Raw genomic sequence first — 21,441 nt, 5'->3', positions numbered from 1 at the left:
GTAAAAATTTTGATGGTTGGTAATTGACAATCAGGATATGCCGCGTGAACGGCGTTTCTTCTTTTTCTTGCGTTGCAGTCTGCGGGCGAGTGCCTCCTCCTGCGGGTCCGGCCCGTTGATGTCGGGACTGAATATTCCGAAAGCCTGTTCGATGGCGCTTTCCATGTTGTCGGAAAGGCTCTCCCGTGTGGAGGCATATTGTCCGGTGGATTCCGGCTCCGGAAAATCCTGCGGCCTGTTAAAAAGCTGTTCGAAGGCGTTGGCGGAAAACTCCTTGCCCAAACGGGAACCGTTATATACCTCACGGTTTCTGTGGTCTATGAAGGTCACGCCGTAGATACGGCCTTCCTCGTTTTCCCTGAACACCACGTCAATGCCCTTTTCCCCGAGCAGCCGGATGAAATCTTCCCGGTTTCCTCGGCAGCCGTGCATGGCCAGCGTGACGGCATCATGGATTTTCGGCTGCCACTTCCGGTTTCTGAAATCTCGGACATTGACGGCAATCCTTTTTTCTATCCATTCGTAGCCGAAGCGCTTGCCGATGAGCGAAGACTTGATGGGCGTGCATACCGGCCTGCCCGCATCGTCCGTCAGGGTATATACGATACCGTTGTAGGGTGATCCTTCAAATTCTCCCCGAACCTGTTTGGCCTCGATGTTGAAGCATGAGAGCATGGCACTGAACTCCCCGAATGTCTGGAAGCGGTAGGCGGTGAACACACTTTTGAGTATATTGCCGACCTGACGTTTCACGTCCCCGTCCCGGTAGTCCGCCTTCTTGAGATACGGTTCCAGCAGTTCGTTCCGCTTGTCAGCCACAGGCTTGAGTCCGAATCTGTTTTCCAGTTCCCGGCAGGCTTTCATCGAACGGTTCCATTCGTATGTGTCACTGATTTTCTCGCCGTTCTCCTTCACGCAGGTGGAGACAATATGGACATGCCTGCGGTCGATGTCCTCGTGCAGATAGACGATGTAGGGCTGGTCGCCGTAGCCCATTTTCTGCATGTACTCGCGTGCCAGTTCCGCGAACTGCCCGTCCGTGAGGCGGTCATCCACCGAAGGGTTCAGAGAGATATGCAGTACCGGCTTCTCCGTGTTCCTGTTGGCGGCGAGGTAGCTCTCGAAAGCCCATAGCGTCTGCTGCATGACATTGTGGGGATTTCCGGTGAGGTCGGTAATCATGCGGTTGCCCGCGATGATACGGGCGGTTGCCTCATCCACTTTACGCTGGTTGTAGATGACCGCCCCGTAGAGCGATACACCCCTGTTGATCTTAGCCACCATTCTGCTGTTCCTCCTTCTTTCTTTTTATAAGGTATTCCTCCTCGAACTCCCGGGTAAGCATGATGATCCGCTTGCTCAGCACCACCAGGTCGATGGTGGCCTTTTCCAGATTGCGGAGCAGGGCGAACGCCCGTTTCTCGCCGAAATTGGACTTGACTGCCTTCACAGTCTGGTTGTAGTTGTTGCCGATGGCCTGGAACTGGTGATAGAAATTTGTAAGTCTAATGTAGTAGTCCATCGCAGCCTTGTCGATTCTGACGACCTTCATTTCACGTCCGAAAATCATCGCCTTGATGAATCTTGCCCGTTGTTTCATCCCGGATTTTTCAAACAGCAGCTTGAAATTTCCGTTCTCTTCCGAAGTCAGTTTGATACCGTAGCGGAATACTGCCGGGTCGGTCTTCGGTTTTCTGCCCGTGCTTCTTCTTGTTCTTCTTTTACTGTTTTCTTCCATACGCATTGAGATTTTCTGTTTCTGATTTTACGTCATGGATTTCCGACTTTGGAGGAAATCCCTCCCGAGCCTTCAGGCGAGTGGCAAGTTTGTTTTGGGATGCCCGAATCATTTCGGGCTGCCCAAAACACAACTTGCTATGTTCGCTTGAACATGAATTTGCCTGAAGTCAAATTGAGTTTTGACCTTCAGCCTCATTCTTCGGCTTCGGGATAGCTCCATCCGGTATCCATTCCGTTGTTGGTGGCAAAGTTACAGCGGTATATTTATCTGTAAAACAGTGGATTATATGTAACAAGATGTCATACGGTGACAAGGGTCGTCACCGTCTCCGGATGATGGTGATCATTCGGGAAAATCCCCTTTTATTTGCAGTGCGGACGGTTGCAACCGGCCTTCTGATAGCGGAATAATGGTCATGTTATCCGATGATTCCGGTAACGGTTGGGATGATGGAAGCAATATCGGACGGGACCGTTGACGGATTGTCATGACCAACAGACAGACCGCGGATGGAAGCGATGTCGGAAAGATGCGGTAACAGTAGCATCAAAGGTTATGACACTGGATGATACCGTTAATGGATGCGGATTCGGATGGTTGGAAAGAAACGTCTGCGGATTCACGGATTAGTGGATGACACCGGTATTTATTCAATAACAATTAAAAAGAAAGACTTATGAGTAAAGAAACTTTGTTCGTTGCGATTAGCAACCAGAAAGGAGGGGTCGGGAAATCGGCCCTGTCCGTAGTGCTTGCCAGTTACTTCCATTTCGAGAAGGGACTGAACGTGGCTATCGTTGACTGTGACTCTCCCCAACACAGTCTCGTACGTATGAGGGAGCGTGACAAAAAGGCTGTTTCCAACAGCGCCTATTACCGGCAACTGATCAAACAGCAGTGGAACCAAGTGCAGAAAAAGGCTTATCCCATTGTAGGCTCCACCGCTGAAAAGGCAAGGGAAGCGGCTGATGCGATTGCGGCAAGCGGGGATTATGACCTTATTTTCGTGGATCTTCCCGGAACGGTAGAATCCACCGGGGTATTCCGAACGATTGTCAATATGGACTACGTGCTTACTCCCACCGTTCCGGACCTGATTGTGATGCAGAGTACACTGTCCTTTGCCACGACCGTGCTTGACCATATCAAGAAGATGGAAAATACCCCGTTGCTCAAGGACATCTTCTTTTTCTGGAACAAGTTGAAAAAACGTACCAATGTGGAGATTCTCAAGTCATATTCGGAAGTCATGAGGGAGTTGCATCTGACAGTCCTCGACAGCACGCTTCCTGACCTGTGCCGTTATGAAAAGGAGATTACCCATGCCAAGCGTGCCTTTTTCCGTTGCACGCTGCTGCCGCCTCCGGCCAGACAACTGGAAGGCAGCGGGCTGGTGGAACTTGCGGAAGAGCTTATGGTCAAACTTAAACTCGGACAGTCATGAAAAAGAAAATCGTAGAGGTGGACGAAGATGTCCTGAAGGAAATCATTGTCGGCGACATACCTGTTTTCGGCAAGGACAGCCTCGCCCCGAAAGAAAAGCCCGTGGAACATCAGGAAGCGAAAAGCCCCGCCTCAACCGTACCGGCAGATACTCCAGCGGAAAAGCCCTCCGTGGAGAAGCCCAAAAGGAAAAAGGATGAATCCTGCGGATACCGGGAAAGGTTTCTGGTCAATATACCCGCGTCAAACCGTTCCCATGTGTATATCAACCGTGAAGTGGCCGAGTGCATCAAACGGGTACTGCCTGTCATCGCTCCGGAGATGAGCATATCCGGCTTTATCAGCAATATCCTTGTGGACCATCTGCAGAAACACTGGGACGAAATCAACGAATTGTATAACAAAGAGTATTATAAACCATTAAAACCATTTTGATTATGACACAGATTATTTTTCAGGCCATCGTTGCCTGTTGCTGCATTTACACTGCTTACAGATTGTCATTGTTTATTTTCCGTAGGCTGTTCAAGGGCAGGAAAAGAGGAAAGGATGTCCGCGACGTTTCTGGTGAAACGGCAGACATGACAAAAACTGACAACAGGGATGACGATACATCCGAGATTACGTTTGAGATACTGAAAGACATATCTGCTTCCAGGTCTCCGGAAAGCGGTTTCTATAAATCCATCTATCTGGTAAACTATCCTGTTGGAAATCGGATACAAGTCTATATCAACAAGGAAAATCACTCCCATATCAAGCGTTTTCTGGCAGTTACCGCTCCTGAGGTGCCCATTTCCGGTTTTGTAAACAGGATTATAGATGAACATTTGAAGAAGTACGAGCATGAGATGTCAAAGCTGTACACGGAATGTATCACCAAACCTTTATAATTATGACTGCGATAGTTTATTTTACCGTAAAGGCAGTATGTGCTGTCTATATATTGTGCCATTTGTGGACATTTATTTTCCACAGACATATGTACGGAATATGGGACCTCATTTTAAGGCTGATGCGGATTGCCCGTGTCAGAGTGTGGAGATACCGCAGACAACGCAAGGAAGAGGCGGAACGTCGTGCCCGCAGAAAGGCAAGGCGCAGAAAGCCGGAAACGGATAAGTCCAAAGGAAAAACCGAAACGGCTGTTCCGTCCTCTTCTTCGGATGACGATGATGTGATAGGCAAGACAAAGGTCATCTATCTGGAAGACCCGAAAGTTGCAAGGATGACTCCAACCCGTTCCGAGCCGATGGAGAAAATTCCATTGGAGGAAGACGAGGATATCGGTTCTGATGATGTGGAGCAGGAAAACAAAGGACTGACAGAAGAAGAGCGTGAGGAACTGATGGCTCCCGTAGATGCCGAACCCGACCCGGATTTCAACACGGCATTGACAATCGAGGAAATAAACAACGTAGCGGAAGTACTTACTTCCGGGATTGTTGACGAACAGAAAGCCCTGCGTGCCGCAAGAACCATCCATTACAAACTGAGTGAAACGGAGATACTGGCTTTCCTGACCGACAAGCTGAGCAATCTGGAGAAGGTGAACGGTTTGCTTGACAAGTATCTGGGAAACCGGAGGGGTGTATCAGGAAGAAAAGGCAGTAAGGAAGATGAGCCTTTCGATATAGACAAGTATGCGTGATCAGGAAGTTCAAACGTGGCCATCCTGAAACGGTCAGATGAAGGAGATTCTGGTTGAATCTGAAAGAGTGATACATACAGGATAACTTTAGTTTCATACCCCTGCTTTCCCTTTTTAATATTTAGGGGGAAGTGGGGGTATGCGATATGAGACGGTGGATATCCTATTTCCTATCCGGGTACAAAAGGTCGGGACTGACATTGATGAAACGTACGTAATCCTCCGTATGCGCGAAAGACTCGTCATTGATTCGTCCAGCCAGTTCATCGGGTGTCAGACATTCCACATCGTAGAATGTCTCGTCTTCAGGATCATCCAGACTTCTGGCGGGGGATTTCCTCCACATCTCAATGATTTTCTCATCAGAAACGTCTCTGCTGAAAAAACCGCAGTTCCATACAAAAGCGAGTAATCGTGTTTCTCTTTTCCCTGTATGGTCAGGGATTTTAATCTGTTCCTTTGATTTCATAAGTTCCTATCTTTTAATCTGTCCATTTTATATTCGGTTTATTTGGTTCATGATTGTTTTGCAATGCAGTTATGTCCGTTATCACTTCTCCAGTAAACAGATTGATGACTTCCCGTCCAGTTTCCACGGCCTTTTTCACGGTATGGTATGTACCTCCGTTGCACACGTTGTCCCAATATGCTATTACCATTGAAGCCCTGCTGACCATATAGGTGTCACGGCGCAGGTAACATCCCCTGTAATATTTTTCTGAAAGCATCACTACCCGGTCAGCCTTCTTAAGCAGTTCCCTGTAAAGCAGCTGGTCTTGCGGGTCAAACCATTCGGCTTGGGCTCTGAAAGGGATAGCAGCCGCCAGTGTCATATCCTCATATTGTTCTTTCAGTTGCAGGACAGCTTCAGCCGCTATCATGTCGAACCCTTCTGCCATGCCCGAATAAAATTCTCTGAAACCTTCTTCATAGAGGTTTTTTATCATAGTTATGACCTTTCCCCTGATTTGTCCGCTGAAGTTCCGGTAGTCCTTGTTTTCCTGCATCAGTCTTTGCTTCCGGTGTCCCGTGAATGCCGCTACCTTTTTTTCTTCCTGTTTCATGATGTTCTGTTTTTTGTTCTACATGTGTCCGGTATATGCCGGAGTTTGATTTCTTGCAGGCTTTTCTGTCCCGTGCCTGGATACTGCAAGGCTTGTCGGGAGAAAATACCGCAAGCGCAGCGAGGATGATTTTCTCCCGGGCAACCGGAACGGCCTGCCTTGCAGATTCCGTAAAGGCACGGGCTACCTTTGCCGGAAGAATCAAAGGACGTTTTCCCAGTGTTTTTCCTTTGCCGAAATCCCCCTGCCGATGTAACGTAATGACACCCGATGTCACGCATCGTCAGTGTTGTAAATCAATGGATTAAGCGTTATATATTCGTGGTCGAAATCATTTTTTTGTCTCACCAATTAAAAGTTTCGACACATGAAAAAAAGATTCTTTTTTGCAGCCATGATGCTGCTTGCAACGACAGGGGCTTTCGCCCAGGGTAATGGTATCGGCGGTATCACTGAAGCCACCAACATGGTCACTTCCTATTTCGATCCGGGAACCAAACTGATTTATGCCATCGGAGCCGTGGTCGGCCTTATCGGAGGCGTGAAGGTCTATTCCAAGTTTTCCTCGGGAGATCCCGACACCTCCAAGACGGCAGCCAGCTGGTTCGGTGCCTGCATCTTTTTAATCGTAGCCGCCACCATCTTACGTTCATTCTTCCTCTGATTATGGCGGAGTATCCTATCAACAAGGGAATCGGCCGCAGCCCTGAGTTCAAGGGGCTGAAAAGCCAGTACCTGTTCATCTTCGCCGGCGGACTGCTCGCCCTGTTCGTCCTGTTTGTCATCATGTACATGGCAGGCATCGACCAGTGGGTATGTATCGGCTTCGGTGTCATCTGCGCTTCGGTGCTTGTCTGGGTGACTTTCCGCCTGAACGCGAAATATGGTGAATGGGGACTGATGAAATTGCAGGCGCTGCGCCGCCATCCCCGCTACATCATCAGCCGGAAGGGTTTCCTCCGGTTGATTTGTCCAACCCCGAAAAAACGTAATGTATGAGAAATGTAATGAAAGCCGCCACACTGGAAAGCCGGTTTCCTCTGATGGCCGTCGAGCACGGGTGCATCATCAGCAAGGATGCCGACATCACCGTGGCCTACAGGGTGGAGCTGCCCGAAGTGTTTACGCTGACACGCGCCGAGTACGAGGCCCTCCATTCCACATGGGCGAAGGCTGTCCGGGTTCTGCCGAACTACAGCATTGTCCACAAGCAGGATATCTTCATCGAGGAGAGTTACAGACCTGACATCTGCCGGGATGACCTGAGTTTCCTCAGCCGAAGCTTTGAAAGGCATTTCAACGAACGGCCGTACCTGAACCATACCTGCTATCTGTTCCTGACTAAGACCACTAAGGAACACAGCCGCACGACAAGCAGTTTCAATGCCCTCACGCGCGGGTTTATCATCCCCAAGGAGATGCAGGACAAGGATACCGTTGCACGCTTCCTGGAATGCTGCGGGCAGTTCGAGCGTATCGTGAACGACAGCGGTCTGCTCCGCATGGTCAGGCTGACGGACGAAGAGATTACCGGTACGGAAACCTCCGCGGGCATTATCGAAAAGTATTTTTCGCTTTCGCAGGAAAATACGACCAGCCTGCAGGACATCACTCTCGGAGCCGGGGAAATGAAGGTCGGCGACAACCTGCTCTGCCTGCATACCCTCTCCGAAACGGAAGACCTGCCGTCATCCGTGGGTACGGACAGCCGTTATGAACGGCTGTCCACGGACCGCAGCGACTGCCGCCTGTCCTTTGCCGCACCGATAGGGATACTGCTCACGTGCAACCATATCGTGAACCAGTATCTCTTCATAGACGATTCGGCGGAAAACCTGAGGAAATTTGAGCAGACCGCCCGCAACATGCACTCGCTGTCCCGTTACAGCCGCTCCAACCAGATCAACCGTGAATGGATTGAGGAGTACCTGAACGAGGCGCACAGCAAGGGGCTCACTTCCATCCGTGCGCACTGCAACGTCTTTGCATGGAGTGACGACCGGGAGAAGCTGAAGCGTATCAAGAACGACGTGGGCAGTCAGATTGCCCTGATGGAGGCCAAGCCCCGTCAGAACACGGTCGATGTGCCGACACTCTTCTGGGCGGCCATTCCCGGCAATGCCGGTGATTTCCCGTCAGAGGAAAGCTTCTACACCTTCATCGAGCAGGCCCTGTGCCTGTTCATCGGGGAAACGTCCTACAAGGATTCGCTCTCGCCGTTCGGCATCCGCATGGTGGACCGTCTGACCGGAAAGCCTGTCCATCTGGACATTTCCGACCTTCCGATGAAGAACGGTACGATTACCAACCGCAACAAGTTCATCCTCGGACCTTCGGGCAGCGGAAAGTCTTTTTTCACCAACCACATGGTGCGCCAGTATTATGAACAGGGAGCGCATGTGCTGCTGGTGGACACGGGAAATTCCTATCAGGGACTGTGCAGCCTTATCCATGCACGCACGCATGGCGAGGACGGCATCTATTTCACCTATGAGGAGAGCGATCCGATAGCCTTCAATCCTTTCTACGTGGAGGACGGTGTGTTTGACATCGAAAAGAAGGAGTCCATCAAGACACTTATCCTTACCCTGTGGAAACGTGACGACGAGCCGCCGACACGTGCCGAGGAGGTGGCACTCTCCAACGCGGTCAATCTCTTTCTGGAGAAGATACGCACGGACAGTACCGTGGTTCCGTCCTTCAATACCTTCTATGAGTTCATCCGAGACGAATTTCAGGAAATCCTGAAGACCAAGCGTACACGGGAGAAGGATTTTGACGTGTGGGGATTCCTGAATGTGCTGGAACCTTATTACAAGGGTGGCGAGTATGACTTCCTGTTGAATTCCGACAGACAGCTTGATTTGCTTGGCAAACGCTTCATTGTCTTCGAGCTGGACAATATTCGTGACAACAAGGTGCTGCTTCCGATTGTCACCATCATCATCATGGAAACTTTCATCAGCAAGATGCGAAAGTTGAAAGGTATCCGAAAGATGATACTTATTGAGGAATGTTGGAAGGCATTGGCATCCGCCAATATGAGCAACTATATCCGCTACCTTTTCAAGACCGTCCGAAAGTTTTTCGGAGAGGCTGTTGTCGTTACCCAGGAGGTGGAAGACATCATTTCGTCACCCATCGTCAAGGGAACCATCATCAACAACAGCGACTGCAAGATTTTGTTGGACCAGAGGAAGTATGTCAACAAGTTCGATGAAATCCAGTCCCTGCTGGGCCTGACCGACAAGGAACGTGCTCAGATTCTCTCCATCAACATGGCCAACAGCCCGTCCCGCAAGTACAAGGAAGTGTGGATAGGTCTCGGCGGAACACAGTCGGCGGTCTATGCCACCGAGGTCTCGCCGGAAGAGTACTGCACCTACACGACCGAGGAGACGGAAAAGCTTGAAGTAATGCGGCTTACCCGGAAGCTGGGTGGCAATATCGAGCTGGCAATCAAGCAGCTGGCCGAGAGCAAGAGGAAAAAGTGAAATCATTTATCAACCCATTAAACTTCTGAATTTATGTATAGCGATCTGGAATCTAATGAAAGCAAACGCCGTGAGGTCGTGTCATCTCTCTACTGGTCCCTGATGCAGGGCTGGAATATTCCTCTTTCCATACAGGACTATTACGGGCTCACGGAGGATTACCGTCTGTTCCATCAGCTTGAAGGGATGGCTCCTGACGAATACCTGCGGAAGAGGCAGACGGGGGAAGTACCCGACATTCTGGAGGTGGATGCAAGACTGACACACGCGGTGGAGAAGATTTTTGAAAGTGTATGTCCCCGTCCTCCGGCTGAATACCTTGACAAGCTGAACGGGGAACTGGAGAGGCTGGGCAGTATTGCCGCCTCGCCGGGTTCCGTACATGACCCGATACATATCCGCCCGGATTTTCTCGTGAAATACGGCATTGACAGGAGCAGTCCGGAGGATGTGATACGGAAACAGGCGGAGAAGGCTTACCGGGAACTGGATGCCCGATTTGTCAGGATGACCGGCAGACGTCCTTATGCGGACGAGTTCTTCAGGAATATCAGGCCTGCCCGCACGGTCTCCTCGGAAACAACACTGCGGAGGAAACCGCACATCACCGTCCGTCCTAAGCCGAAAGGCCGCAAGATGGGACTCTGAACTAACGGAAAAGATTTATCAACCATTAAAGATTAACGACATGAAGAAAAGAATTCTGACAGCCTTATGCTGTATCTGCCTCCTTTCGGCAGGCAGGGCACACGCCCAATGGGTAGTGACCGATCCCGGGAATCTTGCCCAGGGCATCATCAATGCCGCCAAGAATATCGTCCACACGTCCTCGACGGCTGGCAACATGCTCAACAATTTTCAGGAGACGGTCAAGATTTACAAGCAGGGCAAGGAGTATTATGACGGCCTTAGGAAAGTGAAGAATCTGGTACGCGATGCCCGCAAGGTGCAGCAGACCATCCTGATGGTCGGCGACATCACGGAAATCTATGTGACCAGTTATGAGCGTATGCTCAGTGACCCTTATTTCACCCCTGAGGAACTGAGTGCTATCGCCCTCGGCTACACGAAGCTGCTGGAGGAGAGTGCCAATCTGCTGACGGACCTGAAGACGGTGGTCAACGAGAACGGCCTTTCGATGAACGACAAGGAACGTATGGACATCATCGACCGCTGTTATACCGACATGCTGCAATACCGCAGTCTGGTGCAGTACTATACCAACAAGAACATCGGCGTGTCGTACCTGCGTGCCAAGAAACAGAATGATCTTGACCGTGTGATGGCTCTGTACGGTTCACCCAACGAACGTTACTGGTAATTTCAAGGAGGATTGCTTATGGTATTGTTGGCTGTGAATTTTGACAATCTGCACCAGATCCTGCAAAGTCTGTACACGGACATGATGCCGCTCTGTTCGCAGATGACCGGCGTGGCCAAGGGCCTTGCCGGATTGGGAGCCCTCTTTTATGTGGCGTACCGTGTCTGGCAGTCGCTGGCCAGGGCCGAACCTATTGACGTGTTCCCTTTGCTGCGTCCGTTTGCTCTGGGTATCTGCATCATGTTTTTTCCGACCATCGTGCTGGGTACGCTCAACAGCATTTTGTCACCCGTCGTGACCGGAACGCACAGGATTCTGGAGACGCAGACCTTTGACATGAATGAGTATCGGCAGCAGAAGGACAAGCTGGAGATTGAGGCGATGCGGAGGAATCCCGAGACGGCCTACCTGGTGGACAAGGAGGCTTTTGACAACAAACTGGATGAACTGGGAGCTCTGGACGCTATCGAGGCTTGCGGTATGTATGTGGACCGTGCCATGTACAACATGAAGAAGTCCGTGCAGAATTTTTTCCGTGAGCTGCTGGAACTGATGTTCAATGCGGCCGCGCTTGTAGTGGACACGCTAAGGACATTCTTCCTGATTGTCCTTTCCATTCTCGGACCGATTTCCTTTGCCATTTCGTGCTGGGACGGCTTTCAGGCCTCGCTGAGCCAATGGTTTGTCCGCTATATCAGCATCTATCTGTGGCTGCCCGTCTCTGATCTTTTCAGCAGCGTGCTGGCACGCATACAGACCCTGATGCTTCAGAGGGACATCGAGCAGCTGTCCGACCCCAACTTCATTCCGGACAGTTCCAATGCCGTGTACATCACGTTCCTGATTATCGGCATCATCGGGTATTTCACGATTCCGACCGTGGCCAACTGGATTGTTCAGGCCGGTGGAGGTGCAGGAAATTACGGCAAGAACGTGAATCAGGCTGCTTCCAAGACAGGCTCCATTGTGGGCGGTGCCGCAGGTGCTACTGTAGGAAATGTGGCCGGAAGACTAATCAAGTAACAATCATAAAACGAATAAGAATGGAATTCAAATCATTGAAAAATATCGAGACCAGCTTCCGGCATCTGCGCCTGTTCGGAATAGTCTATCTGGGTGTCTGCACCCTGCTTGTGGGCTATTCCGTGTGGAAGGCATACAGTTTTGCCGAAGCCCAGCGCCAGAAGATCTATGTGCTGGATGAGGGGAAGTCGCTCATGCTCGCCCTCTCGCAGGACCTGGAGCAGAACCGTCCCGTAGAGGCAAGGGAACATGTCAGACGTTTCCATGAGCTGTTCTTCACGCTGGCCCCTGACAAGAGTGCCATCGAGGGGAACGTGCAGCGTGCCATGTTCCTGAGTGACCGTTCCGCCTATTCCCATTACGGGGATCTGGCCGAACAGGGTTATTACAATAGAATAATTTCGGGCAATGTCAGCCAGCGTATCGAGATAGACAGCGTGAAATGCGACTTCAACACCTATCCGTATGATGTCATGACATACGCACGCCTTTTCATCATCCGTGAGAAGAGCGTGACGGAACGCAGCCTTGTCACGCATGGCAGGTTGCGGAATTCCACCCGCAGTGACAACAATCCGCACGGGTTCATCCTGGAAGGGTTCCACGTGCTGGAGAACAGGGATATCAGAATGTATGACAGATAAAACAATGTATGTATGAGAAAAATGTATGTAAAGTTCAAGGAATGTATCGGGGGCAGGCTGCGCGGCCTTTGTGACAGACTCACACCCCGTCAGAGGGCAATCGCCATCATCGTGATGGTTTCCCTTTTCGCGCTGGTGAATTTCTACATGATTTTCCGTGCGATTTATGACATCGGACGGGAGGATGCCCGGCAGGACATCATCAGGATAACCCCGCTTGAGGTTCCCGACTTTGTGCCTGCGGATACCCTCTCCGATATGAAAGTCCGTGAGATGGAAGAGTTTTTTAACCAGTTCAACAAGTAAGATTATGAGTACAGATGCAGAAAAATTGAAACAGAAGCAGAAAATCAGGAAATATCTGGTTTTCACAGGCATGTTCCTGCTGTTCCTCGGGTGCATGTGGCTAATTTTCGTCCCGTCCGAAAAAGACAGGCAGGAGGCGGAAAGGAAGACGGGCTTCAATGCCGAACTTCCCGATCCGAAAGGTACGGGTATAGAGGCGGACAAGATGGCTGCCTATGAGCAGGCAGACATGATTCGCCGGCAGGAGGAGAAGAAGCGTACGCTGGCCGACTTCTCCGCCCTGACCGATGGACACAGACAGGATAATGTCCCGAAGACAGAACCGGCGCAGGACATTGCAAGTGAAAATGAAAGCCGTGCGTACAATTCAGGAGGAAACGGCAGGACGGGAGCCTTCGCCTCTTCAGCCTCGGCTTACAACGACATCAACGCCACTCTCGGCAGTTTTTACGAGAGTCCTGAGGAAGACCCGGAAAAGGAAGCCCTGAAAGCAGAGGTGGAACAGCTCAGACAGGCTGCCGCAGCGCAGACGGCCGGACCGAGCTACGAGGAACAGGTGGCTCTGCTGGAGAAGTCCTATGAACTTGCCGCCAAATATATGCCTTCGGGCGGCAGCACGGGAACAGCGGACAGTCAGGAGACGGAAAGTCCCTCAAGGGAGAGGAAGGCGAAAGCCGTTCCCGTCGGGCTGGTGTCCTCTCCGGTCGTGTCGTCCCTTCCTCAGCCTCTTACCGATTCGGTACAGTTCGCGAGGCTGCTTTCCGGTGCTGATATCGGCTTCCATACGGCTGTGGGCAGTGCCGGGACACAGATGGCGAGGAATACCATACGGGCCTGCGTGCATGGCGACCAGACCATTATCAGCGGACAAAGCGTGCGTCTCAGGCTGCTGGAGGCCATGCGTGTGGGAAGACATGTGCTTCCCCGCAATACCCTGCTGACCGGTGAGGGACGTATCCAGGGCGAGCGGCTTGGCATTGAAATCCTGCAGGTCGAATATGACGGCAATGTCATTCCCGTGGAACTGACCGTGCTGGACAGTGACGGACAGGCCGGGATATTCATTCCCGGTTCGACGGAAGCGAATGCGGTAAGGGAAGTGGCTGCCAACATGGGACAGAATCTCGGCACGACCATCTCCATCACCAACCAGTCGGCAGGCGACCAGCTTCTCTCCGAGCTTGGACGAGGGGCCATACAGGGCGTGTCGCAGTACATCTCCAAAAAGATGCGCGAGGAGAAGGTACACCTCAAATCAGGCTACGGACTGATGCTTTATCAGAACAACAATCAATAACCCATTAAAACAGTAAAGACATGAAAAAGATTCTTTTGATGCTTGCCCTCGCAGGCGGCGTTGCAAGTGCACATGCACAGTCGGCTGATACCACGGCCGTAAATGATTTGACCCTGAAGGCGGATATCTATCCGCAGCAGGAGGACGGCGACCTCTATCACGGGCTGTCCAGAAAGCTCACCTTTGATCGGATGATTCCGCCTTACGGTCTGGAAGTGACGTATGACAAGACGACTCATATCATCTTTCCCTCGGCTGTCCGTTACGTGGATCTCGGTTCTCCGAATCTGATTGCGGGCAAGGCGGACGGTTCAGAGAATGTAATCAGGGTAAAGGCTACCAGAAAGAACTTCCGTGAGGAGACCAACATGTCGGTGATTACCGAAAGCGGAAGTTTCTACACCTTCAATGTGAAGTATGCCGATGAGCCTCTGCTGCTCAACATCGAGATGGCCGATTTTGTTCATGACGGCAGCGAGGTGAACCGCCCGAACAATGCCCTTGACATCTACCTGAAGGAACTCGGCAGCGAGTCGCCCAAGCTGGTACACCTTATATCCAAGGCCATCCACAAGGATAACAGACGTCATATCAAGCATATCGGGAGCAAGGCGTTCGGCATCCAGTACCTGCTGCGCGGACTCTATACCCATAACGGGCTGCTTTATTTCCATACCCAGGTGAAGAACACGTCGAACGTGCCTTATGAGGTGGATTTCGTGACGTTCAAGATCGTAGACAAGAAGGTACTCAAGCGCACGGCCATCCAAGAGCAGGTGATATTTCCACTGCGTGCCTACAACTATGCCACGGCTGTCGCCGGAAAGAAGGATGAGCGTACTGTCTTTGTCTTTGACAAGTTCACCATTCCCGCCGACAAGATGCTGGTGGTGGAGATGCACGAGAAGAGCGGAGGCCGTCATCAGACCTTCACCGTGGAGAGTGAGGACATCGTGAGAGCGAGGGTGATCAATGAACTTAAAGTGAAATGACCATGAAGAAGTATCTGTTTCTTTTTGCCGTATGCGTATCGCTTGCCCTGTCATCGGGGCAGGCATACGCCCAGCGTTACCTTCCCGGAATGAAGGGTGTGGAACTCAGGGGAGGCTTTGCCGGAAACCTGAAATCACCGGTTGACTGGTACACGGGCTTTGCCGTGTCGGGATATACGAAAAGGGCCAACCATTGGGTGGCTGGCGTGGAATATCTGCTGAAGAACTACGGCTATCGCGGGACCTTCGTTCCACGGGCCCAGTTTACTGCCGAGGGCGGCTATTACCTAAAGTTCCTGTCCGACCCGGCGAAGATATTCTTCCTTTCTGTCGGCGGTTCTGCCCTGGTGGGATATGAGACGTTGAACTGGGGAGAAAAGGTTCTGTATGACGGTTCCATGCTTTCCTACCGTGATGCATTTGTCTATGGCGGAGCCCTGACGCTGGAGCTGGAAAGCTATGTGACTGACCGTATCGTGCTGCTTGCCCATGTGCGCGAACGTGCGCTATGGGGCAGTTCTCTGGGAAAATTCACGACACAGTTCGGGCTTGGAGTCCGTTTCATCATCAATTAGACGCCTATGGATATAGAGATGATAAGAGGCATTCCCATTGAGGAATTCCTGTCCCGTCTGGGACAGGAGCCGGTCAGACGGCACGGCGACGAATGCTGGTATCTCTCCCCGTGCCGTGAGGAAAGGACACCTTCGTTCCATGTGAACACCCGTAAGGGGGTATGGCATGACTTCGGCACCGGGCATGGAGGCGACATCTTCACCCTTGCGGGGGAACTTTCAGGAAGTGACGGCTTCATGGCGCAGGTGAGGTTCATCGCCGGAGTTTATGGAGGCACAATACCTGAATATGCCGGACAGAAAAGAGAAAAGGAAAGTGTCAGGACAGAAAAGCGCAAGGAGCCTTCCCGCTTCGAGGAGGTGGTTTGCGGTCCCTTGCGGTGTAATGCACTGCTCGGCTATCTGAAGGGACGCGGTATTCCAGTGGAAATTGCCTGTGCGGAGTGCGAGGAAGTACGGTTCCGGCTGTACGGCAAGCGGTATTTCGCCGTCGGTTTCAGGAATATGGGTGGAGGCTATGAGCTTCGGACCAGGTTCATGAAATGGTGCCTGCCGCCCAAGGACATTTCCCTCATCCGTAACGGCTCGCTTACCTGCAACCTTTTTGAGGGCTTTATCGACTTTCTTTCATGGAAGGTACTCGGCATCAGCCGTGGTGAGGATTATCTGGTCCTCAATTCGGTGGCCCTGCTTGAACGCTCGTTCCCTTATCTGGACAATTACGGGAAAATCCGGTGCTATCTGGACAATGACGATGCCGGAAAAAGGACACTGGCCGTCCTTCGGAAACGCTACGGTGACAGGATTGACGACTGTTCCGACCTGTATGCCGGATGCAAGGACCTGAACGAATATCTGGAAAGCAATTTTCCGCCTGAACAGTAATTTTTTTATAAACCGTTAAAACAAGAAATGAATATGAAACCGATTATGAACAAGAAAGGGCTGTTTGCCCTTGTATGCGCCCTGATGGGCATGACCTTCAGTATATTGACCTCGTGCAGCGATGACCTTGACGTGCAGCAGTCCTATCCCTTTACTGTGGAGACGATGCCTGTACCCAAGCGTATCGTGAAAGGCGAGACCGTGGAAATACGCTGTGAACTGAAACGGGAAGGACGGTTCTCCGACGCCCGCTATACCATCCGCTATTTCCAGCCGGACGGCGAAGGCAAACTGCGCATGGATGACGGGATGGTGCTGCTGCCCAACGACCGTTATCCTCTGGACAGGGAGGTGTTCCGTCTTTATTACACCTCAGAGTGTGAAGACCAGCAGAGTATCGACATCTATTTTGAGGATAACAGCGAGCCGGCACAGCTTTTCCAGCTGACCTTCGATTTCAACAACGAGACGGAGGACGAGGATACCGTAGTTATGTCAAGCGGCGAGGAACTGCCTGTTGTCGTATCACAATGAACCTGACCTGCCTATGGGAATAAGAGCAAAGTTGTTTGCGGCGTTTTTCGCCATCATCTGCTTCGGGAGCATACCGTTGCGGGCGGAGAATCCGGTAAAGGAAAAACAGGACAGGTTCAGCCTTGCGGTTGAGTGCATTAAGCGGTTCGAGGGCTGGCATGGAGAAAAAAGACACTGGCCTTATGTCGGGTACGGGCATAAGGTCCTTCCCGGGGAAAGGCTGACCAATGGCATTACAAAAGAACAGGGGGATTCAATCCTGAGAGCGGATTTACGCAAGTTGTGCCGTATGTTCAGTTATCTGGGACGTGATTCGCTGATTGTAGCTGTTTTGAGCTATAATGTGGGGGCATACCGTTTGAAAGGTTACGGCAAGATGCCCAAGAGCAGTCTGTTGAAGAAGCTGGAGGCCGGAGACCGGAATATCTATAAGGAGTATGTTTCTTTCCGGTGTTACAAAGGCAAGGTAGTGCCGAGCATTGAACGGAGAAGGAAGGTGGAATACATGCTGCTTTTTGAGGAATGAAAAATGAGGAAGAATCTTTCAGTCTTTTGACTGTCAGTTTCTTCCTCGTCTTTTGTTTTACTTTCCGGTTATCGTTTCCGCCATAGGGTTCTGCCGGTGCATTTCCCAGTTCATGATTGCCGATTTTTTACTTGAATTTGCATAGCAGTATTCGCAGAGATGGGGGCAGGTATTGTATTCCCCGATATCCTTGGCTGCCATACATCCGCATGAGGCACGTTGTCCCGGATCCTTTTTGTGATTGCTGACGAAGTATTTGTTGCCAGGTAGAAGCACAGCATCGTAAGGAAGGTCATTCATGTCGAAAAAGGCTGGAGAAGGCATTTCCTGTATGGTGACTCCCAATGCAGACATCAGTTTCTTGTCTTTCCATGCCAGACGTGCTATCAGGTCACCGTCGATGCAGCGGTTACGTGATATTCTGTATTTGCCAAGATCCAGATTTTCGCCGCAGGTAGCCAGCTCCAGATTCCATCCTCTGTTACGGTTCAGTACTGTCAGTTTTCCGGCAAGTTCCTCCATTTTTTCTTTATTCCATTCATGATACGGGATTCCGCTGTCTGTCATGTTGGCCTTGACCTTTCTGTACGAGTCTATGTCTGCAAAACTGAAAACCAGCTTTTCCGTACAATTGTGTATCTCCGTTCCTACACGTTCAATCTTTTCAATCAGAGTATCCACGGATATGTTGTCGGTGAGTATCAGCGGATCGAACCGCCATATTACGGCTTCTTTACCCAATATCTCAGAAAGAGTCCTGAATGTTTCAATGCGTTCCGTCAGTGGAGGAACACCGGTTTCCAGTCCGTCTTTCTCATAATCATTCAAAGTGAACTGGATATAGCAGCCGATACCCCTTTCTTTCAGGATTGACAGATAAGGAAGAAGAGGTTTGGGATTTTTCGACCAAAATACTATGAATCTTGTATTCCGGTAAGAGATATAGTTTTTTTTCCCGTTGAACGGGTTGTTCCATACGGAATAGCCGGTTTCGATCCGATGGAAGAACCAGTCCGCATAGAATGCCGGGATGTCCGTGCCACGGCTTGCCGATATGATGTCGGGAGCCGGGACTTCCATCTTTCGGCCGTCTATGATGATATTTGCTTTTTTCCAAGTCATATTGTTAAAATTATATAGTAAAGACAGGCGTCGGTTATGAACGCCTGTCCGGGTTGTTGATATGTCATTGGTTTGCTTGCGGCAAAAATAATATGAATATTTCATTCTGTAGCCGTTCAGCTTACCAGAACCGCATCCTGTATTTCCACCTCTGCTGGAAGACGGGAAAGCAGGAGTTCCGCCATTGCCCCATTCTGTGGAATCAGTGCCGGGAAATCCGTTCTGCCCGGCTTATATATCTCAGTCGCTACGTTATACAAGTCCCAAGCGGTGATTTGTCCCTTTTCGCGGACCAGTTTCAGCACCTCTTCCGTGAAGATGGAAATCTGGCTCTGGTTCAGCGGGTAGGTTTCCACGGAGGATGACAGGTTCCTGTCCGAACTGTCATGGGAGACGCGCAATGCTGTCAGCAGCCCGATATACATATACACTTCCTCCAGGGAGACAATTCTGCGTTTCAGCCGCTGAATCCTTGCGATGTCCTCGTTCATGTTCACCTCGAAGTTTGCCAGCCAACCGTCCACCGTTTCGAATACCCCTTCCGTTGTCACCTTGTTTTTTCCGTAATTGCAGATGCTCCTTTCCGGTGATAGGATACACTGGTTATGGCATATCTTCACGCACGGGCCTATGGCCGCTTGTATGCCGTCCTGATGGTAGGCGACGACCAGCGTAGTCGTCAGCTCGTCCGTTTCCCAGTCCTTGATCCGGATGGTCGCGAAGATGCGTCGGAGGATGTGCGCTTCCACTGCTTTTTCACCAAGTGTCTGTTCCACCTGCGGGAGAATGCTTACTCCCGGCTGTGTCTTGTTCCTGTTCTGTGCCGCGAAGATTTCTTCCACCTCGTAATCGAGGTTGTACTTCTCGCAGATGTCCATCATACGCTGCAGGACCTGGTAGTGATAGATGCCCTGGACAGGCTTGCCGTAGATGTCATTTTCTTTGTAGGTACGCTGGAGAGTCTCGAAGTTCATTACTTCGATTCCGTTGTTCTGAAAATCAAACTGCTGTTGTTTTTCCAATACTGCCATTGCTTCCATAATCTTGAATTTTATAAAGTTAATACTATGATTGTCTATCTTTTTTCAGGTATGTATCTGCCATCCGTGGAACGGTTCAAGTGTCACGGCAAAAGACCGGTCCGGTATTCCGTGATAGAGCAGACCGCCTACGATGCCGATGCTTCCGTCGGGATAGCGTTGCGTGAAGCCGAACGAGTACGGGGCATGGTCATAATAGAGCGAGATTTCGCTTGGATGGTCTGGATTCTCCTCCCATTTTTTCAGTCTATCCAGACAGTTCTGGAGTGATGTGTCACCGATGGATTCGGCGTAACGCTTTACATTCTGGAAATGTTCTTCATTCAGGATTTTCATGAGTCATTGTATTTTATCTGTTAAACACGTCCGGCTTCGGGAGCCGGTATTTTTTATTTTTCGCCTGCCTGACTGTCCCGTGACCGTACCCGCAAGGTTTGGCGAAAGAAAATACCGCAGCCACCGGCGAGGATGATTATCTTTCAGCCAACCCCATAGGGGCCTGACCTTGTCCGGGTACGTTGGACACGGGACTACCTTTGCTGGAGGAAAATAAAATATACAGGTTGTGTGTCGTTGTATTTTCTTGCAGCTATGTCGGTGAGAAACCCATTGATTTGTTCGTCTTTGACAAAGGAATGGTGTACTTTTGCAAATCCTAATTTGAAAAATCATGGAAGATTATATAAAGAAAGCTGCGGATGCTTTCCTTGTGGAGCGTCCGTATGGTATGCGTGTGGATTACAGTAAGCAGGGATACGTGCTGTTCAACCGTAACCTCAATGTGTTGGGCAATGGGGAACATGCCCGCCTGGAGGAACTGCCTCTGGAAGAGTTTGATGTGGACGAGATTCCCTTGGAAGGAGAAATCATAAAGGAACATGCGGGTTTTACCGATGTGTTTTTCTATTCGGATTGTACCAATCCCTATGCAGGGTATGTGCTGGATCTGAAGAAGCTCAAGGTCTATAACCAGTTTATATATCCCTTGGCGATGGTACTGAACAGAAAGCTGTAAAATTCAGATAATAGCGGTAACAGTTGCATAGGAGAGCTGTTACCGCTTTGGATCTTATTTTCTGATTTCATTTCCGGCAAGAAATGCAAGATAGTCTGCCACAGCCTTATGGCACCCGGTAAAGTCGGGAGTACGGCGGCCTTTGTATTTTCGGAAACTGACGGTTCCGTTCCTGTCGATTGCTGTCACATGCCTGTTGAATGTCCCTTTGGTTCTGATATGGATGTCAAAGCCGTCCCTTCCGGTAATTTCAAGAAACATTTCTGCCGTTATTTTCTCACCGTCCAGGAATTTCCGCTTGTTCTCGTCAAGCAACTGTTGCCATCGGGTTTCTTTCTCCTTTCTTTCCAGTTCTTCTTTTCTTTTCCGTTCCAGTCGCTTTTCTTCCTGCTTTTTTGCATATTCCTCACGGGCCTGTACCAAAGGGGTGGAGTCAAGACCGAGTGCATTGAATACATGGACAGACAAGAGGGGAATGATTTTTCCATCCTCTACATCCTTCAGGGTGTTTTCAATCCAGTTCTTGCAATAGGTCGCCGCTTCTTCCCGGTGCCCCTCCTTGTCAAGTATTCTGCGTGAATACTGTCCACAGGAAAAATGGACATCACCTATCTTGCAGATTATATGGAAACTGTCTTCACTTTCGTTTCCGTATTCGTTTTTTCTTGCCAGCGAGATGAATACATTCTCCGCATACGGCTCAAGTTCCATGTATGGGGCAACGATGGTGTTGCCGTCAAACTTGTATTTCAATACTTTTGCTTTCAT

Annotated in this window: 27 protein-coding genes; 19 read left to right on the top strand and 8 right to left on the bottom strand. The window is 50.5% G+C overall.

The window, feature by feature from the left end; genetic code table 11:
- Nucleotides 1-30 precede the first annotated feature (30 nt).
- The gene (mobB, locus tag H6B30_RS06345) at nt 31-1,284 is read right to left on the bottom strand and encodes a conjugal transfer protein MobB (RefSeq protein WP_204428326.1); all 1,254 of its coding nucleotides are present in this window, start codon (nt 1,282-1,284) and stop codon (nt 31-33) included.
- The gene (mobA, locus tag H6B30_RS06340; protein WP_204428324.1) at nt 1,274-1,744 is read right to left on the bottom strand and encodes a conjugal transfer protein MobA; all 471 of its coding nucleotides are present in this window, start codon (nt 1,742-1,744) and stop codon (nt 1,274-1,276) included. The genes mobB and mobA overlap by 11 nt, the downstream gene beginning before the upstream one ends.
- Before the next feature lie 673 nt (nt 1,745-2,417).
- Here mobA and H6B30_RS06335 point away from each other — a divergent pair.
- The 4 genes from H6B30_RS06335 to H6B30_RS06320 are packed head-to-tail and all read left to right on the top strand — an operon-like array spanning nt 2,418 to nt 4,835.
- Nucleotides 2,418-3,185, top strand: a complete 768-nt coding sequence (locus tag H6B30_RS06335; RefSeq protein ID WP_071149229.1) for a ParA family protein — start codon at nt 2,418-2,420, stop codon at nt 3,183-3,185.
- Nucleotides 3,182-3,619, top strand: coding sequence for a DUF3408 domain-containing protein (locus tag H6B30_RS06330; RefSeq protein ID WP_071149228.1), 438 nt, complete (start codon nt 3,182-3,184; stop codon nt 3,617-3,619). The genes H6B30_RS06335 and H6B30_RS06330 overlap by 4 nt, the downstream gene beginning before the upstream one ends.
- Before the next feature lie 2 nt (nt 3,620-3,621).
- On the top strand, nt 3,622-4,077 hold the full coding sequence (locus H6B30_RS06325) for a DUF3408 domain-containing protein (protein WP_071149227.1): 456 nt from the start codon (nt 3,622-3,624) through the stop codon (nt 4,075-4,077).
- Nucleotides 4,056-4,835, top strand: coding sequence for a DUF4122 family protein (locus H6B30_RS06320; RefSeq protein WP_338088948.1), 780 nt, complete (start codon nt 4,056-4,058; stop codon nt 4,833-4,835). The genes H6B30_RS06325 and H6B30_RS06320 overlap by 22 nt, the downstream gene beginning before the upstream one ends.
- A gap of 163 nt (nt 4,836-4,998) precedes the next feature.
- Here H6B30_RS06320 and H6B30_RS06315 read toward each other — a convergent pair whose 3' ends face one another.
- Together H6B30_RS06315 and H6B30_RS06310 are read right to left on the bottom strand one after the other, a co-directional pair.
- Complete coding sequence (locus tag H6B30_RS06315; RefSeq protein ID WP_071149226.1) at nt 4,999-5,304, bottom strand: hypothetical protein; 306 nt, start codon at nt 5,302-5,304, stop codon at nt 4,999-5,001.
- A gap of 13 nt (nt 5,305-5,317) precedes the next feature.
- Nucleotides 5,318-5,899, bottom strand: coding sequence for an SLOG family protein (locus tag H6B30_RS06310; RefSeq protein ID WP_071149225.1), 582 nt, complete (start codon nt 5,897-5,899; stop codon nt 5,318-5,320).
- A 367-nt stretch (nt 5,900-6,266) separates the two neighbouring features.
- On the opposite strand from H6B30_RS06310, the gene H6B30_RS06305 reads away from it, so the two are divergent.
- From H6B30_RS06305 to H6B30_RS06240, 14 genes are read left to right on the top strand one after another with little or no spacing between them, the layout of a single operon-like run.
- Complete coding sequence (locus H6B30_RS06305) at nt 6,267-6,563, top strand: DUF4134 domain-containing protein (RefSeq protein WP_005801791.1); 297 nt, start codon at nt 6,267-6,269, stop codon at nt 6,561-6,563.
- 2 nt (nt 6,564-6,565) lie between these two features.
- A complete protein-coding gene (locus tag H6B30_RS06300) occupies nt 6,566-6,898 on the top strand; it encodes a DUF4133 domain-containing protein (protein ID WP_005801790.1) in 333 nt (110 codons plus the stop codon).
- A complete protein-coding gene (locus H6B30_RS06295; RefSeq protein WP_032944426.1) occupies nt 6,895-9,393 on the top strand; it encodes a TraG family conjugative transposon ATPase in 2,499 nt (832 codons plus the stop codon). Before H6B30_RS06300 ends, H6B30_RS06295 begins: the two co-directional genes overlap by 4 nt.
- Nucleotides 9,394-9,426: 33 nt before the next feature.
- Nucleotides 9,427-10,041 carry a hypothetical protein gene (locus tag H6B30_RS06290; protein WP_032944423.1) on the top strand — a complete coding sequence of 205 codons (615 nt, stop codon included), beginning with the start codon at nt 9,427-9,429 and terminating at the stop codon, nt 10,039-10,041.
- Nucleotides 10,042-10,081: 40 nt separating this feature from the next.
- Nucleotides 10,082-10,714, top strand: coding sequence for a DUF4141 domain-containing protein (locus H6B30_RS06285; protein WP_055172651.1), 633 nt, complete (start codon nt 10,082-10,084; stop codon nt 10,712-10,714).
- 18 nt (nt 10,715-10,732) lie between these two features.
- Nucleotides 10,733-11,737, top strand: coding sequence for a conjugative transposon protein TraJ (traJ, locus tag H6B30_RS06280; RefSeq protein WP_032944415.1), 1,005 nt, complete (start codon nt 10,733-10,735; stop codon nt 11,735-11,737).
- 20 nt (nt 11,738-11,757) lie between these two features.
- The gene (gene traK / locus H6B30_RS06275) at nt 11,758-12,381 is read left to right on the top strand and encodes a conjugative transposon protein TraK (protein ID WP_029426967.1); all 624 of its coding nucleotides are present in this window, start codon (nt 11,758-11,760) and stop codon (nt 12,379-12,381) included.
- A 12-nt stretch (nt 12,382-12,393) separates the two neighbouring features.
- On the top strand, nt 12,394-12,687 hold the full coding sequence (locus tag H6B30_RS06270; RefSeq protein WP_071149221.1) for a TraL conjugative transposon family protein: 294 nt from the start codon (nt 12,394-12,396) through the stop codon (nt 12,685-12,687).
- Nucleotides 12,688-12,691: 4 nt separating this feature from the next.
- Nucleotides 12,692-13,984, top strand: coding sequence for a conjugative transposon protein TraM (gene traM / locus H6B30_RS06265; protein ID WP_072544863.1), 1,293 nt, complete (start codon nt 12,692-12,694; stop codon nt 13,982-13,984).
- Between the two features lie 20 nt (nt 13,985-14,004).
- On the top strand, nt 14,005-14,976 hold the full coding sequence (gene traN / locus H6B30_RS06260) for a conjugative transposon protein TraN (RefSeq protein WP_032944397.1): 972 nt from the start codon (nt 14,005-14,007) through the stop codon (nt 14,974-14,976).
- 2 nt (nt 14,977-14,978) lie between these two features.
- Nucleotides 14,979-15,551, top strand: a complete 573-nt coding sequence (locus H6B30_RS06255) for a conjugal transfer protein TraO (RefSeq protein ID WP_072544998.1) — start codon at nt 14,979-14,981, stop codon at nt 15,549-15,551.
- Between the two features lie 6 nt (nt 15,552-15,557).
- The gene (locus tag H6B30_RS06250) at nt 15,558-16,436 is read left to right on the top strand and encodes a DUF8464 domain-containing protein (protein ID WP_072544862.1); all 879 of its coding nucleotides are present in this window, start codon (nt 15,558-15,560) and stop codon (nt 16,434-16,436) included.
- A gap of 33 nt (nt 16,437-16,469) precedes the next feature.
- Nucleotides 16,470-16,970: a DUF3872 domain-containing protein gene (locus tag H6B30_RS06245; RefSeq protein ID WP_072544861.1), complete on the top strand. Its 501-nt coding sequence runs from the start codon at nt 16,470-16,472 to the stop codon at nt 16,968-16,970.
- Nucleotides 16,971-16,983: 13 nt separating this feature from the next.
- Nucleotides 16,984-17,496, top strand: a complete 513-nt coding sequence (locus H6B30_RS06240; RefSeq protein WP_204428322.1) for a glycoside hydrolase family protein — start codon at nt 16,984-16,986, stop codon at nt 17,494-17,496.
- 57 nt (nt 17,497-17,553) lie between these two features.
- Here H6B30_RS06240 and H6B30_RS06235 read toward each other — a convergent pair whose 3' ends face one another.
- From H6B30_RS06235 to H6B30_RS06225, 3 genes are all read right to left on the bottom strand, one after another.
- Nucleotides 17,554-18,618, bottom strand: a complete 1,065-nt coding sequence (locus tag H6B30_RS06235) for a DUF1848 domain-containing protein (RefSeq protein WP_072544859.1) — start codon at nt 18,616-18,618, stop codon at nt 17,554-17,556.
- 116 nt (nt 18,619-18,734) lie between these two features.
- Entirely contained in the window at nt 18,735-19,658 is a 924-nt protein-coding gene (locus H6B30_RS06230; RefSeq protein WP_071149216.1) for a DUF932 domain-containing protein, read from the bottom strand.
- 45 nt (nt 19,659-19,703) lie between these two features.
- Nucleotides 19,704-19,994, bottom strand: a complete 291-nt coding sequence (locus tag H6B30_RS06225) for a DUF4120 family protein (protein ID WP_071149215.1) — start codon at nt 19,992-19,994, stop codon at nt 19,704-19,706.
- A gap of 334 nt (nt 19,995-20,328) precedes the next feature.
- Between H6B30_RS06225 and H6B30_RS06220 the strand changes: the two genes are divergently transcribed.
- The gene (locus H6B30_RS06220) at nt 20,329-20,673 is read left to right on the top strand and encodes a hypothetical protein (protein WP_168044568.1); all 345 of its coding nucleotides are present in this window, start codon (nt 20,329-20,331) and stop codon (nt 20,671-20,673) included.
- A gap of 54 nt (nt 20,674-20,727) precedes the next feature.
- Here the strand turns inward: H6B30_RS06220 and H6B30_RS06215 are convergent, their stop codons facing one another.
- Nucleotides 20,728-21,441 (bottom strand): hypothetical protein, encoded by a 714-nt coding sequence (locus H6B30_RS06215; RefSeq protein WP_072544857.1) that lies wholly within the window; start codon nt 21,439-21,441, stop codon nt 20,728-20,730.

This window comes from Marseilla massiliensis (genome assembly GCF_016899955.1).
In the GTDB taxonomy this organism is placed as follows: domain Bacteria; phylum Bacteroidota; class Bacteroidia; order Bacteroidales; family Bacteroidaceae; genus Prevotella; species Prevotella intestinigallinarum.
Note: the sequence above shows the minus strand (reverse complement) of the source record. Positions and strands in the feature narration are given on the sequence as shown.

What these genes read in the sequence shown, in the direction of transcription:
- mobB (WP_204428326.1), bottom strand. Translation starts at nt 1,284, where the DNA reads ATGGTGGCTAAGATCAACAGGGGTGTATCGCTCTACGGGGCGGTCATC.
- mobA (WP_204428324.1), bottom strand. Translation starts at nt 1,744, where the DNA reads ATGCGTATGGAAGAAAACAGTAAAAGAAGAACAAGAAGAAGCACGGGC.
- H6B30_RS06335 (WP_071149229.1), top strand. Translation starts at nt 2,418, where the DNA reads ATGAGTAAAGAAACTTTGTTCGTTGCGATTAGCAACCAGAAAGGAGGG.
- H6B30_RS06330 (WP_071149228.1), top strand. Translation starts at nt 3,182, where the DNA reads ATGAAAAAGAAAATCGTAGAGGTGGACGAAGATGTCCTGAAGGAAATC.
- H6B30_RS06325 (WP_071149227.1), top strand. Translation starts at nt 3,622, where the DNA reads ATGACACAGATTATTTTTCAGGCCATCGTTGCCTGTTGCTGCATTTAC.
- H6B30_RS06320 (WP_338088948.1), top strand. Translation starts at nt 4,056, where the DNA reads ATGTATCACCAAACCTTTATAATTATGACTGCGATAGTTTATTTTACC.
- H6B30_RS06315 (WP_071149226.1), bottom strand. Translation starts at nt 5,304, where the DNA reads ATGAAATCAAAGGAACAGATTAAAATCCCTGACCATACAGGGAAAAGA.
- H6B30_RS06310 (WP_071149225.1), bottom strand. Translation starts at nt 5,899, where the DNA reads ATGAAACAGGAAGAAAAAAAGGTAGCGGCATTCACGGGACACCGGAAG.
- H6B30_RS06305 (WP_005801791.1), top strand. Translation starts at nt 6,267, where the DNA reads ATGAAAAAAAGATTCTTTTTTGCAGCCATGATGCTGCTTGCAACGACA.
- H6B30_RS06300 (WP_005801790.1), top strand. Translation starts at nt 6,566, where the DNA reads ATGGCGGAGTATCCTATCAACAAGGGAATCGGCCGCAGCCCTGAGTTC.
- H6B30_RS06295 (WP_032944426.1), top strand. Translation starts at nt 6,895, where the DNA reads ATGAGAAATGTAATGAAAGCCGCCACACTGGAAAGCCGGTTTCCTCTG.
- H6B30_RS06290 (WP_032944423.1), top strand. Translation starts at nt 9,427, where the DNA reads ATGTATAGCGATCTGGAATCTAATGAAAGCAAACGCCGTGAGGTCGTG.
- H6B30_RS06285 (WP_055172651.1), top strand. Translation starts at nt 10,082, where the DNA reads ATGAAGAAAAGAATTCTGACAGCCTTATGCTGTATCTGCCTCCTTTCG.
- traJ (WP_032944415.1), top strand. Translation starts at nt 10,733, where the DNA reads ATGGTATTGTTGGCTGTGAATTTTGACAATCTGCACCAGATCCTGCAA.
- traK (WP_029426967.1), top strand. Translation starts at nt 11,758, where the DNA reads ATGGAATTCAAATCATTGAAAAATATCGAGACCAGCTTCCGGCATCTG.
- H6B30_RS06270 (WP_071149221.1), top strand. Translation starts at nt 12,394, where the DNA reads ATGAGAAAAATGTATGTAAAGTTCAAGGAATGTATCGGGGGCAGGCTG.
- traM (WP_072544863.1), top strand. Translation starts at nt 12,692, where the DNA reads ATGAGTACAGATGCAGAAAAATTGAAACAGAAGCAGAAAATCAGGAAA.
- traN (WP_032944397.1), top strand. Translation starts at nt 14,005, where the DNA reads ATGAAAAAGATTCTTTTGATGCTTGCCCTCGCAGGCGGCGTTGCAAGT.
- H6B30_RS06255 (WP_072544998.1), top strand. Translation starts at nt 14,979, where the DNA reads ATGAAGAAGTATCTGTTTCTTTTTGCCGTATGCGTATCGCTTGCCCTG.
- H6B30_RS06250 (WP_072544862.1), top strand. Translation starts at nt 15,558, where the DNA reads ATGGATATAGAGATGATAAGAGGCATTCCCATTGAGGAATTCCTGTCC.
- H6B30_RS06245 (WP_072544861.1), top strand. Translation starts at nt 16,470, where the DNA reads ATGAAACCGATTATGAACAAGAAAGGGCTGTTTGCCCTTGTATGCGCC.
- H6B30_RS06240 (WP_204428322.1), top strand. Translation starts at nt 16,984, where the DNA reads ATGGGAATAAGAGCAAAGTTGTTTGCGGCGTTTTTCGCCATCATCTGC.
- H6B30_RS06235 (WP_072544859.1), bottom strand. Translation starts at nt 18,618, where the DNA reads ATGACTTGGAAAAAAGCAAATATCATCATAGACGGCCGAAAGATGGAA.
- H6B30_RS06230 (WP_071149216.1), bottom strand. Translation starts at nt 19,658, where the DNA reads ATGGAAGCAATGGCAGTATTGGAAAAACAACAGCAGTTTGATTTTCAG.
- H6B30_RS06225 (WP_071149215.1), bottom strand. Translation starts at nt 19,994, where the DNA reads ATGAAAATCCTGAATGAAGAACATTTCCAGAATGTAAAGCGTTACGCC.
- H6B30_RS06220 (WP_168044568.1), top strand. Translation starts at nt 20,329, where the DNA reads ATGGAAGATTATATAAAGAAAGCTGCGGATGCTTTCCTTGTGGAGCGT.
- H6B30_RS06215 (WP_072544857.1), bottom strand. Translation starts at nt 21,441, where the DNA reads ATGAAAGCAAAAGTATTGAAATACAAGTTTGACGGCAACACCATCGTT.